The organism is Pantoea sp. B_9, assembly GCF_008632015.1.
Lineage (GTDB): Bacteria > Pseudomonadota > Gammaproteobacteria > Enterobacterales > Enterobacteriaceae > Pantoea > Pantoea dispersa.
Window position 1 is genome coordinate 79,240 of sequence record NZ_VWVL01000005.1, and the last position, 15,246, is coordinate 94,485.

Genomic DNA, 15,246 nt, shown 5'->3' on the forward strand with positions numbered 1-15,246 from the left:
ATCCTGGCCCGCCACATCCCGCGTGGCTCTCATTCTCCATCCTGGAGGTGTCCTTTACTCACTCCGGAGTGTCCTGCTTCATCCTGAAGCCTTCCCTGTGACGTAAACTCCGTTACGTTCCTGCCGCCTGGCTGACATTCTCCTGAACGTCTCTCGATCCGTGGCTTCCTGCCAGTGGTGACTATTCTGGCAGAAACCATCGCAATAACAAGTCAGTAAGCGCCGTTAAACGATTAAGCCATGTCTGTATTTTCGGATTGATGCCATAACTGCATGATTCACAATATTTTTACATTGCGGACTTCCGGAAGTCTGCGCAATGTTCTGGCGATCTCGCACAACAGTTGTGAGAGATCTCTTACATGGGCTGCGAGAAAAGTCTGCAACTCAAGAACTAACCGGTTGTAAAGCATTAAGAAATGTCTGAATATCCACCGCCAGTTTCTGCCGCTTTTTCGTTCCCGGCTGCTCCACAATTACCTCGCCGGTCAGATTACACACCGCGATAACATCCTGCTCTGAATCTGTCGTGGCAATAAACAGCGTCGGGCTCTGTTTCAGACGGCGCTTCATCACCAGATGACCAATCAGGTTCTCCTGCAGGCGGGTAAAATCGTCCTCGCTCCACACCTGCAGCAGCGTCAGCGGCTGCTGTGCAAACTGCGCGTGCATGTCGCCGGCAAATTGCGTGGTATAGAACGTGGTGAGGTCCGGCTGCAGCTGAATATCCAGTGCGCGCTCAACGGCTGCCAGCGAGGCTGGCAGGATAAAATCCTGCGGCTGCCACAGGACACGCTCATCCAGTTCACTGATGATGCAGGGCGACGGCACGCCGTACAGCTCTGCGCTGGCGGGAAAATGGCCGTGCTGCTGCTGCCAGTGCGCTACATAACGGGCGGTAAAATCGCGCAGGGCCTCTGCGGTTTGCTGCATCATTCATCTTCTCGCTGGTGATCGGTTACACTGACTCCCTTTGATGGATTTTAGTGGTAACCGTTATGTCTTCTGAAAACCGGGATACGGCGCTGAGCGGCCTGACTTTGGGTAAGCCCACCGCGTATGTTGATCGCTACGATAACACGCTGCTGCAGGCGGTGCCGCGCAGCCTGAATCGTGAGCCGCTCGGGCTCTATCCCGACAACCTGCCGTTCCACGGCGCAGATATCTGGACGCTGTATGAACTCTCCTGGCTAAACAGCAAAGGCGTGCCGCAGGTCGCGGTCGGCGAAGTGGTGCTAAGCGCCGACAGCGTGAATCTGATCGAGTCCAAAAGCTTCAAACTCTATCTTAACAGCTTTAACCAGACGATTTTCGCCGACTGGGGCGCCGTACGGCAAACGCTGGAGCGCGATCTCAGCGCCTGCGCTAACGGCCAGGTCAGCGTGGCGCTGTTTCGTCTGAGCGAAGTGGAAGGTCAGCCGATCGGGCACTTCGCTGGCGATGTCATTGACGAGCAGGATATCACCATCAGCGATTACGGCTTTAACGCTGATTACCTCGCCAGCGCAACGGGCAGCGAAGTGGTTGAAGAGACGCTGGTCAGCCATCTGCTGAAATCGAACTGTCTGATCACCAATCAGCCGGACTGGGGCTCGGTGATGATTCGCTATCAGGGCCCGCGTATCGATCGCGAAGCGCTGCTGCGCTATCTGATTTCGTTCCGCCAGCACAATGAGTTTCACGAGCAGTGCGTCGAGCGTATTTTTAACGATATTCAGCGCTTTTGTCAGCCAGCAGCATTAACCGTCTACGCGCGCTACACGCGGCGCGGCGGGCTGGATATCAATCCGTGGCGCAGCAATGTCCCCTTCACGCCGGGCTACTCCCGCCTGGTGCGCCAGTAACAGATTGCGAGATGTCTCGCAGGCCGCCGCACGGAAGCGCGGTTCCACTTGAGCATTCGCGGCCGACAACGGTACTCTGGTACAGGCGCGAGGGCGACAGCGTGCTTACCGAAGGATTTTCGTCACTGCGCTCAACGGGTTAAGCGCAGCGTCATCAGTCACGCATTTGCGTGTAAAGGAGTTCTCTTGATTACACATATCAGTCCGCTTGGCTCAATGGATCTGCTCTCCCAGCTGGAAGTCGACATGCTGAAGCGCACTGCCAGCAGCGATCTCTACCAGCTGTTTCGCAACTGTTCGCTGGCGGTACTCAACTCCGGCAGCCAGACCGACAGTAGCCACGAACTGCTTTCCCGCTTTGAAAACTTTGACATCAACGTGCTGCGCCGCGAGCGCGGCGTGAAACTGGAGCTGATCAACCCGCCGGAAGAGGCGTTTGTTGACGGCCGGATTATCCGTTCGCTGCAGGCGAACCTGTTTGCCGTACTGCGCGATATTCTGTTTGTTAACGGTCAGCTCTCGGCAGCGGATCGTCTGCAGAATCAGGATGTCACCGACTCCGCGCACATCACCAATCAGGTGTTTTCTATTCTGCGCAACGCGCGCGCGCTGCACGTGGGCGAATATCCCAACACCGTGGTGTGCTGGGGCGGTCACTCCATCAACGCGGTCGAATATCAATACTGCCGCAATGTCGGGACGCAGATGGGCCTGCGCGAACTGAACATCTGTACCGGCTGTGGTCCGGGCGTGATGGAAGCGCCGATGAAAGGGGCAGCGGTAGGCCATGCACAGCAGCGCTACCACGACAGCCGGTTTATCGGCCTGACCGAACCGTCGATCATCGCTGCGGAGCCACCTAACCCGCTGGTGAATGAACTGATCATCATGCCGGATATCGAAAAGCGTCTGGAAGCCTTTGTGCGCATCGCGCACGGCATCGTGATCTTCCCGGGCGGCGTAGGTACAGCTGAAGAGCTGTTGTATCTGCTGGGCATTCTGATGAATCCGCAGAACAGCGATCAGGTCCTGCCGCTGATCCTCACAGGGCCAAAAGAGAGCGCCGATTACTTCCGCGTGCTGGATGATTTCATCGTTAATACGCTGGGTGAAGCCGCGCGCCGGCATTACAAAATCATCATTGATGATGCTGCGGAAGTGGCGCGTCTGATGAAGAAAGCCATGCCGCAGGTGAAAGAGTACCGCCGCGAAACCGGCGATGCTTACAGCTTTAACTGGTCGATTCGCATTGCGCCGGATCTGCAGGTGCCGTTCCTGCCGACCCACGAAAATATGGCCAATCTCAAGCTGTTCCCGAATCAGCCAGCGGAAAAACTGGCGGCGGATCTGCGGCGTGCCTTCTCGGGCATCGTGGCCGGTAACGTCAAAGAGATGGGGATCCGCGAAATCCGGGAAAAAGGTCCGTATCAGCTGCAAGGCGATGCCGATCTGATGCACCGCATGGACGAACTGCTGCAGGGCTTCGTCGCGCAGCAGCGCATGAAGCTGCCCGGCAGTGCTTACATCCCCTGCTACGAAATCATCAAATAACCCATCAGGAAGGCAGCCTGCGGGCTGCCGGTATCACTATGTCGCTTCATCTGCTGATTATCGACGCGCTCAATCTGATCCGCCGCCTGCACGCCGTGCAGGGTTCGCCCTGTCGCGAGGCCTGCGTGGCGGCGCTGCATCAGCTGCTGGGTCACACGCGGCCAACGCACGTGGTGGCGGTGTTTGACAGCCATGACCGACAGCCTGGCTGGCGTCATCAGTTATTGCCGGACTACAAAGCGGGTCGCCCGCCGATGCCGGATGATTTACAGCAGGAGATGGCCTCGCTGCAGGCGGCCTTTGAGGCCAGCGGTGTCAGATGCTGGGTTGCCGAACAGGATGAAGCGGACGATCTGGCCGCGACGCTGGCAGTGAAGATGGCCGACGCCGGTCATCAGGCCACCATCGTTTCCACCGATAAAGGTTACTGCCAGCTGCTGGCACCGAGCATCCGCATCCGCGATTATTTTCAGAAGCGCTGGCTGGACGTGCCGTTTATCGAACAGGAGTTCGGCGTCGCGCCGGCCCAGCTGGCGGATTACTGGGGCTTATGCGGTATCAGCAGCAGCAAAATTCCAGGCGTGCCCGGCATCGGACCGAAAAGCGCACGGGAACTGCTGCTGCAGTTTGGTTCGCTCGAGGCGCTGTATCAGCAGCTGGATCAGGTACCTGAGAAGTGGCAGAAGAAGTTACGCGATCACCGCGCGATCGCCGAGGTGTGCCGACAGGTGTCAACGCTGAAGCGGGATTTGGTATTGCAGGGGAATTTAAATACGTTGCGGTATCAGGGTCCGGCGCGTCATTGAGGTCGCCATGAATGGCGCCCCTACAGCAGCACGGCAAGCCTGAGCTGTTCAGGTAAATTCAATCCCACACATTGCGCGATGAATCGCGCCGCTACGGGTTAGTGCACCTAATTTCTGCGAAATAATTTGTGCCACCGCAGGACGGCAAGCCCGAGCTGGTCAGGCAGGTTTCAGCCCCATTCCACACCGGTTGTGGTTTTGGTAGCGGCGCAATTTATTGCGCGATGAATCGCGCCGCTAAAGGTTAGTGCAGCTAATTTCAGCGAAATAATTTGTGCCACCGCAGGACGGCAAGCCCGAGCTGGTCAGGCAGGTTTCAGCCCCATTCCACACCGATTGCGGTTTTGGTAGCGGCGCAATTTATTGCGCGATGAATCGCGCCGCTACGGGCTGGTGCACCTAATTTCTGCGAAATAATTTGTGCTAGCGCAAGGCGGCAAGCCTGAGAGTCCCCGGGAGCATACATTAGTATGTGACCGGGGCGAGCAGACGCAGCCAACGCCGCGATAGTGCAAAGTATGAAGCAGAAGTTCTGCGAAATAATTTGTGCTGGCACAAGGCGGCAAGCCTGGGAGTCCCCGGGAGCATACATCAGTATGTGACCGGGGCGAGCAGGCGCAGCCAACGCTGCGGTAGTGCAAAGTATGAAGCAGGCGCAGCCAACGCCGCGATAGTGCAAAGTATGAAGCAGGCCTAGCGTTCGTCGCGCCGTCCGCCGACTGCCGCCCAAATCCGGCGCACATGCACGGTCACTTCTTCGCGGTCGTGATACAGCTGGCGCGCCTGGATTTGCGCGTTTACGCCCTTCTCCTTCAGCGCCGCGTCCATCATTGCCAGGTTCTGCGTAACTTCTTCATAGCGCTTTTTCATTGGCAGCTTGAGGTTGAAGATCGCCTCACGGCACCAGCCGTTGACCAGCCATTCGGTCATCAGGCTGGCGACGCGCACCGGTTTTTCCACCATGTCGCACACCAGCCAGCTGATGTTGCTGCGCGGCGGGCGGAATTTGAACCCGTCTTCGCGGCAGTGCGTAACCTGTCCGGTATCCATCAGGCTTGGTGCCATCGGGCCGTTATCCACCGCGTAGACCCACATGCTGCGCTTCACCAGCTGATAGGTCCAGCCGCCGGGGCAGGCACCGAGATCGACCGCATACATGCCGCTGCCCAGCCGTTCGTCCCACTCATCGGCCGGCACGAACACATGGAATGCTTCTTCCAGCTTCAGCGTAGAGCGGCTTGGCGCATCGGCCGGGAACTTCAGGCGCGGAATGCCCATGTAAAACGGCGAGTTGTTGTGCGGCAGCGAATAACCAACGTAGCAGGTGCCCGGCGCGATAAAGAACACATGCACTACCGGACGTTTCTTGCTCTCATAATTCAGCAGGATTTTGCTGTCGCGCAGGCTGGCGCGCAGCGGTACCGTCAGCTTGCGGCAAAATTTGGTCAGCTCTTTGGCTTCATTGGTGTCGGGCACTTCAACGCGCAGCTCGCCGCCCTTCTCCACCACGCCGCTCAGCATGCCGACGATCGGGGTAATACGATCTTCCGGCGGGAGATCGCGCAGCAGCTCGCCCACCACCAGCATTTGCCGGGCAAAAATCAGCTCCGCGAACGGCAGCGTGGCGATCAGTTTTTCCGCCTCTTCCGGCTGATAGCACTCAAACAGCACGTAACCGGCGTCGTCTTTAACGCGCGGAAAACCATAGATTTCACGTTCCGCTGCTTTGGCACTGATTTCTGCCGCGCACTCTTTCTCAAATCCCGGGCGGCAATAGAGTAAAACTTTATTCATGGCGATCTGCCTTTCGTTTCAGACGCAGCGCGCCAATCAACATCAAAAACCAGCCAATCAGGAAGCACAGGCCTCCAACCGGCGTAACAAACACCCAAAACTTCAGGTGCGACAGCGCCAGACAATACAGGCTACCGCTGAACAGGACGATACCCAGCGCCATCGCGGCGCTGCTCCAGTAAAACCAGATATTGGCGCGACGCAGCATCGCTGCGCCAATACCGATAATCGCCAGCGTATGATACGCCTGATATTCAAGGCCGGTATGGATCCACGCCATCTCGGCCGCGCCGAGCGCTTTGCTCAGCACGTGCGCCCCAAAAGCACCAAACGCCACCAGCAGAAAGCCGCTGATGGCGGCAAATATAAACATGGCACGACTGGACATTCATTTATCCTCAAGGTGAAACCGCACATCACTGTGCGGCAGGCAACGCGTTAGTGATCGTAGCGGAAGCGGAATTTTTCTTGTTCAGTTGCGGCTTTTTCCAGAATCCACTGCCGAAAGGCGGCTATTTTACCCAGTTCTGCCTGGCTGTCATGACAAACCAGATAAAAAGCATTTTTACTCACTAAGACATCGTTGAAAGGACAGACCAGCCGTCCGGCCTCAATTTCACTCTGCGCCATCACGTTATTGGCCAGCGCCACGCCCTGGCCGTGGATCGCCGCCTGCAGCACCATGGCGCTGTGGCTGAAGATCGGCCCCTGCTGAACATTAATGTGCTGCAAGCCCAGCTGACGAATATAGGATTGCCAGTCACGGCGCGAGGCGTCATGCAGCAGCGTGAAATGCGCCAGATCGGCTGGTGATTTGAGCGGATTGTCGCCGGTCAGCAGCAGCGGCGAGCACACCGGCAGCAGATATTCGGCATACAATTTCTCTACCCGCAAACCGGGCCAGTTGCCGCGGCCGTAAAAAATCGCCACGTCGACATCGTCGGCCAGCTTCTCCTCATCACGGTCTACCGCCTGGATACGCACATCAATGCCCGGATAAGCCAGATTAAAGCTGGAGAGGCGCGGAACCAGCCACTGAATGGCGAAACTCGGCAACAGGCTGACGGTGAGAGCCCCTTTGGCACTGCGCGCCTGCAGTTTGCGCGTGGCATCGTTCAGTGCCGAAAAAATCTCTTTGATATCGAGATAGTAGCTTTGACCCTCTTCGGTCAGTAACAGCGAACGATTGCGCCGGCGAAACAGCTTGAGACCGAGAAAATCTTCCAGCGATTTAATCTGATGGCTGACAGCCGCCTGGGTGACAAACAGCTCCTCAGCGGCTTTGGTGAAGCTCAAATGACGGGCCGCAGCGTCGAAGACGCGAAGAGCATTAAGCGGCGGAAGGCGTTTTGACATGGTTTTCCGTACCCGGATTGACAGCGTAACACTGCAACTTATACAAAGTCGTTACGTATTAGATTTTTTAATCCGAGACATTATAATTTGTCCGTTGAGGAAGCTCCAGCAAATACCTATAGTTGCCGCACTTCCTGAGCCGGAACGAAAAGATTTCTGGAAACGTGCGAGAGATCGCAGACTTTTAGAGAGCTTTTGGCTTGTGGTCGTGATGTTGTGTTTGCATTTTGATCTGACGATTGCAGATCAAACTTTTAATTCCTGTAGATTTACCCTGTCTGTCCATAGTGATTTTAAATAGCACCGCAAATTGCGGTGCTTTTTTTTACCTGCTTACCGGGCTTACTGGCCCATTTCCACCATCTCTTTCACATCTGAGCGGTTAATCTGCTGCTCGTTGCCATTGGCATCTTTATAGCTGATCATACCGGTTTCATCGTCAACTTTTGGTTTGCCATCCGCAACAATGGTGCGACCATCATTAGTATGCATGACGTAGTTGCTGGAACAGGCGGCCAGGGTAAAGGCCATGGTGCACACGGCCAGCACTGCGGCGAGTTTATTCATCTTCTATCTCCTTGCAGATTGATTGCATTAAACCACCCGCGTGCGCTGACCAGTGGCAGCAAACAGAGCGATCGACTGGAACAGACCGATTCGTTATGCGGGTTTCGGTTCAAACCTTGCAATAATTAGCATAACGCGCTTTTCCAGCTTTGCCAGGCCACGGCGTGGCTTTCAGCCTGGTCCTAACATCCAAGTAAGTGAGCTGAGTATGACCCATTTCTCTCCTGGCGAGTTTCGTCAGCAGTTTCCCGCGCTGAGCGATGCGGGTGTCTATCTCGACAGCGCTGCCACCGCGCTGAAGCCGCAGGCGGTGATTGACGCGACCGCACAGTTTTATTCGCTGAGCGGCGGCACCGTCCACCGCAGCCAGTTCGCCGCTGCCCGCGCGCTGACGGCACAGTATGAACAGGCGCGTGCGCGCGTGGCGCACTGGCTGCAGGCGGCGGACGATCGGCAAATCGTCTGGACGCGCGGCACCACAGAGGCCATCAACCTGGTGGCGCACAGCTGGCTGGCGCCGCGTCTGCAACCGGGCGACGAGATTGTGGTGAGCGAGGCCGAGCACCACGCCAATCTGGTGCCGTGGCTGATGGTGGCGCAGGCCAGCGGTGCGAAAGTGATTAAGTGGCCGCTTGGCGCTGACCGGCGGCCGGATATCGCCCTGCTGCCGCAACTGCTCAACGCGCGCACCCGGCTGCTGGCGATAGGTCAGATGTCTAACGTGACCGGCGGCTGTCCGGATCTGGCGCAGGCGATTACGCTGGCGCACGGCGTCGGGGCGAAAGTGATGGTGGATGGCGCGCAGGGCGTGGTGCACTGCCCGCCGGATGTGCAGGCGCTGGATATCGACTTCTACGCCTTTTCCGCGCACAAGCTGTACGGTCCGATGGGCACTGGTGTGCTGTACGGCAAAGCGGAGCTGTTGGACGCGATGCCGCCGTGGCAGGGCGGCGGCAAAATGCTGACGCAGGTCGATTTCAGCGGCTTCACGCCGCAGCCGGTGCCGTGGCGCTTTGAAGCAGGCACGCCGAACGTGGCGGGCGTGGTCGGGCTGAGTGCGGCGCTGGACTGGCTGGGGCAGTACGATGCGGAAAAAGCCGAACGCTGGAGCCAGCAGCTGGCCAGCCTTGCCGAAGAGCAACTCAGCGCTATTCCCGGCTTCCGCAGTTTCCGCTGCGGCAGCGCCAGCCTGCTGGCGTTTGATATCGCCGGTATTCACCACAGCGATATCGTGACGCTGCTGGCGGAACAGGGCATCGCGTTGCGCGCCGGCCAGCACTGTGCCCAGCCGCTGATGGCGGCGCTTGGCGTCAGCGGTACGCTGCGCGTCTCATTTGCCCCCTATAATAATCTGCAGGACGTGGACGCGCTGGTGCGCGCCATGCACCATGCCGTGGATTTACTGAGTGAGTAACGTAATGACATCAGCCCTGCTTGCCCCTCATCCGTTTGGGGATCTGATTACCGAAGCCAGCCTGACGGAGAAGTTTGCCCATTTTCATCAGTGGGAAGATCGCTACCGCCAGCTGATTCAGCTCAGCCGCCAGCTGCCGGCGCTGCCGGAAGCGCTGAAAACGGCGGACATTGAGCTCTCCGGCTGCGAAAACCGCGTCTGGCTCAGCAGCCAGCAGCGGGCCGACGGCACGCTGCATTTTTACGGCGACAGTGAGGGGCGCATTGTGCGCGGATTGCTGGCGGTGCTGCTGACAGCGGTGGAAGGAAAAACGCCCGCGGCCCTGTTAGCCACAGACCCGCTGGCGCTGTTTGATACCTTAGGGCTGCGCGCGCAGCTGAGCGCCTCGCGCAGCAGTGGTTTACAGGCGCTGGCTGAGGCGGTACAGCGTGCCGCCCGCGCGCATCAGGCAGACTGACGCGCCGCGCGCGCGAGGAATTTTTTCAGCGCGTGCGACACCGCAACAAAACCAAAGGTGGCGGTCACCATGGTGGCCGCACCAAAGCCGGCGGCACAATCCATGCGCTTTGGCCCTTCCGCCGTGCTGCGCGAAGCGCATACGCTGCCGTCCGGCTGCGGATACACCAGCGCCTCGGTAGAGAATACGCAGTCGATTCCCAGTTTACCCTTGCTGTTTTTCACTACACCAAAATCACTTTTCAGCCGCTCGCGCAGTTTGGCAGCCAGCGGATCCTGAATGGTTTTGGCTAAGTCACTGACCTGAATCTGCGTCGGATCGATCTGTCCGCCGGCGCCACCGGTGGTGATCAGCGGGATCTTATTACGCCGGCACCAGGCGATCAGCGCAGCCTTAGGCCTCACGCTATCAATCGCGTCAATCACATAGTCGAACCCCGCCGCCATCAGCTCAGCGGTATTGTCCGGCGTGATAAAGTCATCGATGCAGATCACCTCACACTCCGGATTGATGGCGTGGATACGCTGCGCCATCACCTCGGTTTTCGCCTGACCGACATGCCCCTGCAACGCATGAATCTGACGGTTGGTATTGGTAATACACACATCGTCCATGTCGATCAGGGTAATTTTACCGATGCCGGTGCGCGCCAGCGCTTCGGCCGCCCAGGAACCGACGCCGCCGATGCCGATGACGCAGAAATGCGCGTCAGCAAAACGCTGCAGTGCTTCCTGCCCGTAGAGACGCGCCGTGCCGCCAAATCGCTGGCGCCAGGCGTCGCTGACAACTTTCATAGCTAACCTTTTAGTACGATGCGCAGACGCGCACCCGACAAACCCAGGGTGCGCAGCCTATCAATTTGCGCCGATAATCAATGAACCATTATTGCCGTTTTGCGGATTGCTGAACAGCGGCTGGCCGGTTCCCGGCGCGGCTTTCAGCACCCAGACGCGGCCATAATGGTTGTAGAAGCCCGCCAGATGCGCCGCATCCGGGCCGACGCCCTGGTAGATATCGAAGTGCTGGCCTTTGATCGCGCCACCCACGTCCAGCGCGACCATCAGGCGCATCTCATATTTGCCGTTGAATTTGCCCTTCTCATTCAGCTGCGGCACTTCAGCCAGCAGCGCCGTGCCGGCGGGAATCAGCGAACGATCGGACGCCACCGAGGCTTTGGCAATCAGCGGTACCGCGCTGGCGCCGCGCACCGGCACATACTCTTCCGGCTTAAAGAACACGAACGACTGATTGGTTTCCAGTACGTTGCGCACTTCCTGCGGCGAGTGCTCCTGCGCCCACTGCCGAATCGCCTGCATCGACATGTCTTCGCGCTTCACTTCACCGCGATCGATCAGCTCTTTGCCAATACTGTGGTAAGCCCAGCCGTTCTTGCCGCCGTAGCCGAAGAAGCGCAGCGGACGGCCATCGCCGAAATCGACATAGCCGCTGCCCTGCACGTCCATCATAAAGTTGTCGATCAGCGAGTTGCTCCAGGCAATCACATAACGCTCATCCAGTGCGCCACTATAGATAGAAGCGCGGCTTGGCAGCTTCTGTCCGCGCGGACGCGGCGGCATGCGATAAATCGGATACTGGAATTCGCCCTGACGGGTATAACGCGCTTCCACCACCGGCGTGTAGTAACCGGTAAACTGTACGTTGCCGTAGCTGTCGGTGCCTTCCATCTGATAGGCGTTCAGGCCGAACTGGCGCAGCTGACGCGTATCGGCCCCGGAGAGCAGCCAGTTCTGAATCGCACTGTAAGTGCCGAGGTTGCGGCCATACAGACCGGACGACGCCGACTGGATCTGCTGCACCTGCAGGCCGAAATCACGGCCATTGACCGGGCGCCCTTTGGCGTTCGGCTCATTCACCAGCCCGAGCGGTTGCTCCAGCTTGCCATCAATATATTGCTGACCGCGATCGGTCGGCTTAGAGCTACAACCGGCTAACAGCGCCAGAAATGCGCCAGTAAGTGCATACTTCGCCCAATGTCCTTTCATTACCTTCTCTTTTTAAGCTGGTTGTTTGCACGGCGACGATAGCAAAGGGGCAGACAGAATGAAATCTGCCACAGGCTAGCTCGCTCACATCTGTATAATAAATCGCCCAATGGCCAAATAATTCAGCAACTGTTTGTCTATTTAGCGCTTTAACGCAAAAAAGGGGTTGCATCATCATACGCCCGGTGTATAGTGCGCATCCACGGACGCGGGGTGGAGCAGCCTGGTAGCTCGTCGGGCTCATAACCCGAAGGTCGTCGGTTCAAATCCGGCCCCCGCAACCAATTCTTCGTGATGAAGAGACAATGTGGCAAGTCGCTTAGCGCGACAGACGGACGCGGGGTGGAGCAGCCTGGTAGCTCGTCGGGCTCATAACCCGAAGGTCGTCGGTTCGAATCCGGCCCCCGCAACCAATTGTCTTAACGAAGAATACAATGTGCAAGGTCGCTCAGTGCGACAGACGGACGCGGGGTGGAGCAGCCTGGTAGCTCGTCGGGCTCATAACCCGAAGGTCGTCGGTTCGAATCCGGCCCCCGCAACCACTTCTTCAGACGAAGAACATCACAACACCCTGACGGGTGTTTTTTTGTTTCTGCGCCCGGTAAAAAGCGGCATCGCTGCCGCCCTGCCCTAACGCCGTGCCAGCACGCCGCCTTTGTCAAAATACGCCTTAATACCGTGCAGAATGGCTTCCGCCACCTGATGCTGATAGCGCGGCGTACGCAGCTTCCGCTCTTCTTCAACGTTACTGATAAACGCCGTTTCCACCAGAATCGACGGGATATCCGGCGCTTTCAGCACCGCAAAGCCGGCCTGATCCACCGTGCGTTTATGCAGGTGGTTAATGTGGCCCATGCGCGTCAGCACTTCTTTGCCAAACTTCAGACTGTCGCTGATGGTCTGCCGCTGCACCATATCGAACATGGTGTGGTCGAGATAGCGATCGCCGCTCATGCTGACCCCGCCGATCAAATCCGCTTCGTTCTGCGTCTGGGCGAGAAAGCGCGCGGCGGCCGAGGTTGCGCCGCTGGTGGAGAGCGCGAAGACCGAAGAGCCGCGCGCCGCCCGGCTGGTAAAGGCGTCGGCGTGAATTGAGACAAACAGATCGGCGCGCTGCTTGCGCGCTTTCGCGACCCGCACGCGCAGCGGTATAAACACATCTTCGTTGCGCGTCATGTAAGCCTTCATATTACGTTCTTTGTCGATCAGCGCTTTCAGATAGCGTCCAATCTTCAGCACGATATCTTTCTCGCGCGTTTTGTACTTGCCGTGCGCGCCGGGATCTTCCCCGCCGTGACCGGGATCGATCATGATAATAATCGGTCGATCGCGCCCGGCTTTACCCGGTAGCGGCGCCTGCGCCGGTTGATCGCGCTCCAGTTCACCCTGGTTGTAATCCTTCAGTAACGCCAGCAGCGGATCCTCTTCCTGTGACGACTGGCTGGGATAGAGATCGACCACCAGCCGGTGGCGAATACCGGCGACCGGATCGAGGGTGAAGATTTTCGGTGCCACGCTGCGCTTCAGCTCCAGCACCACGCGCACCGTGGTGGGATCGAACTGACCGACGCGCGCGGTTTTAATGTAGGGATCGTCCACCCGCACCAGCTTATCAATGCCTTTCAGCGCGCTGTTGATATGCAGGTTCTGGATATCGATCACCAGCCGTTCGGGATTGCTCAGCGTGAACTGCTTATAGTGCAGCGCGACGTTGGATTCCAGCGTCACGCGCGAGTAAGTCGAGGATGGCCAGATGCGCACGGCCACAATGTGCTGACTGGCCGCAAAACCGCTGCGCGTCACGCTCAGCAACAACAGCGCACCTGCGCCCTGTAAAAGTCGTCTTCGGGTAAAAGCTTCGGACATGCCGCTCCAGCTACTGTGTTATGTCTAAAAAATCGTCAGTTGACGAGCAGAAGGCGAAAACTTTATTCAATGAGGAATGTCTTGTCTTGCCGGAAAAACCAGATAATGCAGTCTGTTAGCGTGGCTTGCATCAGGAAAATCGTAAAGTAACGTCAGGTCCGATGCTTGCAAAAAGTGGTGAAAGAGCATAAAAATACATAAATTTCGAATAACCATTCACAGAGGGTTTGCCGTGAAGGAACGCAGTACCGAACTGGTTCAGGGTTTTCGCCATACCGTTCCCTATATTAATGCCCACCGTGACAAGACGTTTGTCATCATGCTGGGTGGCGAGGCCATCGAGCATGAGAACTTCTCCAGCATCGTTAACGATATCGGCCTGTTGCATAGTCTCGGCATTCGCCTGGTGGTGGTTTATGGCGCACGGCCGCAGATCGATGCCAGCCTCGCGCAGCAGCAGCTGGAGCCGATTTATCACAAACACACCCGCGTGACCGATGCCCAATCGCTGGAGCTGGTGAAGCAGGCGGCCGGGCGTTTACAGCTCGATATTACGGCGCGTCTGTCGATGAGCCTGAATAATACGCCGCTGCAGGGCGCGCATATTAATGTGGTGAGCGGTAACTTCATCATCGCTCAGCCGCTGGGCGTGGATGACGGCGTCGATTACTGCCACAGCGGCCGCATCCGCCGCATTGACGAAGAGGCGATCCATCGTCAGCTGGATAACAATGCCATTGTGCTGCTGGGGCCGGTAGCGGTCTCGGTGACCGGCGAGAGCTTTAACCTGACCTCGGAAGAGGTGGCGACGCAGCTGGCGATTAAGCTGAAAGCCGAGAAGATGATCGGTTTCTGCTCCGAACAGGGCGTAACCGACCGCGAAGGCACCATCATTTCCGAGCTGTTCCCGAACGAGGCGCAGACGCGTATTGATGAAATGGAGAGCGACGGTGATTTTCTCTCCGGTACCGTGCGCTTCCTGCGTGGCGCGGTCAAAGCCTGCCGCAGCGGCGTGCGCCGCAGCCATCTGATTAGCTATCAGGAAGATGGCGCACTGCTGCAGGAACTGTTCTCGCGTGACGGTATCGGTACGCAAATTGTCATGGAGTCGGCCGAGCAGATTCGCCGCGCCAACATCAACGACATCGGCGGGATTCTTGAACTGATTCGTCCGCTGGAGCAGCAGGGCATTCTGGTGCGCCGTTCACGCGAGCAGCTGGAGATGGAGATCGACAAATTCACCATTATTCAGCGCGACAATATGACCATCGCCTGCGCAGCGCTCTATCCGTTCCCGGACGAGCAAATCGGAGAGATGGCCTGCGTGGCGGTGCACCCCGACTATCGCAGCTCGTCACGCGGCGAGCTGCTGCTGGAGCGCGTAGCGCTGCAGGCGCGGCAGATGGGGCTGAAGAAGCTGTTCGTGCTGACAACGCGCAGTATCCACTGGTTCCAGGAGCGCGGCTTCACGCCGGTGGATATTGAGTCGCTGCCTGAAAGCAAAAAGCAGATGTACAACTATCAGCGTCGTTCCAAAGTGCTGATGGCAGACTTACGCTAAGCGCCAGCGCACCTTACGCGCCGCTGA

At 57.8% G+C, this 15,246-nt stretch carries 14 protein-coding genes and 3 tRNA genes; 9 read left to right on the top strand and 8 right to left on the bottom strand.

Annotation, left to right across the window (positions count from 1 at the left end; all coding sequences use genetic code 11):
- Window positions 1-387: 387 nt before the first annotated feature.
- On the bottom strand, window positions 388-936 hold the full coding sequence (gene syd / locus F3I21_RS15950; protein ID WP_104189646.1) for a SecY-interacting protein: 549 nt from the start codon (window positions 934-936) through the stop codon (window positions 388-390).
- A gap of 62 nt (window positions 937-998) precedes the next feature.
- On the opposite strand from syd, the gene queF reads away from it, so the two are divergent.
- The 3 genes from queF to xni all read left to right on the top strand — a co-directional run bounded on the left by queF (window position 999) and on the right by xni (window position 4,201).
- Complete coding sequence (queF, locus tag F3I21_RS15955) at window positions 999-1,844, top strand: NADPH-dependent 7-cyano-7-deazaguanine reductase QueF (RefSeq protein WP_058757052.1); 846 nt, start codon at window positions 999-1,001, stop codon at window positions 1,842-1,844.
- Window positions 1,845-2,030: 186 nt separating this feature from the next.
- Window positions 2,031-3,395: a nucleotide 5'-monophosphate nucleosidase PpnN gene (gene ppnN, locus F3I21_RS15960; RefSeq protein WP_021507381.1), complete on the top strand. Its 1,365-nt coding sequence runs from the start codon at window positions 2,031-2,033 to the stop codon at window positions 3,393-3,395.
- Window positions 3,396-3,433: 38 nt separating this feature from the next.
- Window positions 3,434-4,201 (top strand): flap endonuclease Xni, encoded by a 768-nt coding sequence (xni, locus tag F3I21_RS15965; protein WP_104094370.1) that lies wholly within the window; start codon window positions 3,434-3,436, stop codon window positions 4,199-4,201.
- A 693-nt stretch (window positions 4,202-4,894) separates the two neighbouring features.
- On the opposite strand, the gene rlmM is transcribed toward xni, so the two are convergent.
- The 4 genes from rlmM to F3I21_RS15985 form a co-directional block, all read right to left on the bottom strand.
- A complete protein-coding gene (rlmM, locus tag F3I21_RS15970; protein WP_150059302.1) occupies window positions 4,895-5,995 on the bottom strand; it encodes a 23S rRNA (cytidine(2498)-2'-O)-methyltransferase RlmM in 1,101 nt (366 codons plus the stop codon).
- Window positions 5,988-6,383, bottom strand: coding sequence for a DUF423 domain-containing protein (locus tag F3I21_RS15975; RefSeq protein ID WP_021507384.1), 396 nt, complete (start codon window positions 6,381-6,383; stop codon window positions 5,988-5,990). The genes rlmM and F3I21_RS15975 overlap by 8 nt, the downstream gene beginning before the upstream one ends.
- A gap of 50 nt (window positions 6,384-6,433) precedes the next feature.
- Window positions 6,434-7,351 carry a transcriptional regulator GcvA gene (locus tag F3I21_RS15980; RefSeq protein WP_010616414.1) on the bottom strand — a complete coding sequence of 306 codons (918 nt, stop codon included), beginning with the start codon at window positions 7,349-7,351 and terminating at the stop codon, window positions 6,434-6,436.
- Between the two features lie 342 nt (window positions 7,352-7,693).
- A complete protein-coding gene (locus F3I21_RS15985) occupies window positions 7,694-7,918 on the bottom strand; it encodes a YgdI/YgdR family lipoprotein (RefSeq protein ID WP_010616412.1) in 225 nt (74 codons plus the stop codon).
- A gap of 208 nt (window positions 7,919-8,126) precedes the next feature.
- Between F3I21_RS15985 and csdA the strand changes: the two genes are divergently transcribed.
- A complete protein-coding gene (gene csdA, locus F3I21_RS15990) occupies window positions 8,127-9,332 on the top strand; it encodes a cysteine desulfurase CsdA (RefSeq protein ID WP_104093651.1) in 1,206 nt (401 codons plus the stop codon).
- Window positions 9,333-9,336: 4 nt separating this feature from the next.
- Window positions 9,337-9,789: a cysteine desulfurase sulfur acceptor subunit CsdE gene (gene csdE / locus F3I21_RS15995; protein ID WP_058771612.1), complete on the top strand. Its 453-nt coding sequence runs from the start codon at window positions 9,337-9,339 to the stop codon at window positions 9,787-9,789.
- Here csdE and tcdA read toward each other — a convergent pair.
- Together tcdA and mltA are read right to left on the bottom strand one after the other, a co-directional pair.
- Complete coding sequence (gene tcdA / locus F3I21_RS16000) at window positions 9,777-10,583, bottom strand: tRNA cyclic N6-threonylcarbamoyladenosine(37) synthase TcdA (protein ID WP_021507387.1); 807 nt, start codon at window positions 10,581-10,583, stop codon at window positions 9,777-9,779. The genes csdE and tcdA overlap by 13 nt on opposite strands.
- Before the next feature lie 60 nt (window positions 10,584-10,643).
- A complete protein-coding gene (mltA, locus tag F3I21_RS16005; protein ID WP_021507388.1) occupies window positions 10,644-11,792 on the bottom strand; it encodes a murein transglycosylase A in 1,149 nt (382 codons plus the stop codon).
- Between the two features lie 207 nt (window positions 11,793-11,999).
- Here mltA and F3I21_RS16010 point away from each other — a divergent pair.
- From F3I21_RS16010 to F3I21_RS16020, 3 genes are all read left to right on the top strand, one after another.
- Window positions 12,000-12,076, top strand: a tRNA-Met gene (locus F3I21_RS16010).
- Between the two features lie 52 nt (window positions 12,077-12,128).
- Window positions 12,129-12,205 (top strand) — tRNA-Met (locus F3I21_RS16015).
- A 52-nt stretch (window positions 12,206-12,257) separates the two neighbouring features.
- Window positions 12,258-12,334: transfer RNA gene (locus tag F3I21_RS16020), tRNA-Met, on the top strand.
- An 88-nt stretch (window positions 12,335-12,422) separates the two neighbouring features.
- Here the strand turns inward: F3I21_RS16020 and amiC are convergent.
- Complete coding sequence (gene amiC / locus F3I21_RS16025; protein WP_150059303.1) at window positions 12,423-13,658, bottom strand: N-acetylmuramoyl-L-alanine amidase AmiC; 1,236 nt, start codon at window positions 13,656-13,658, stop codon at window positions 12,423-12,425.
- 232 nt (window positions 13,659-13,890) lie between these two features.
- Here amiC and argA point away from each other — a divergent pair, with 232 nt between their 5' ends.
- A complete protein-coding gene (argA, locus tag F3I21_RS16030) occupies window positions 13,891-15,219 on the top strand; it encodes an amino-acid N-acetyltransferase (protein ID WP_021506712.1) in 1,329 nt (442 codons plus the stop codon).
- Window positions 15,220-15,246 lie beyond the last annotated feature (27 nt).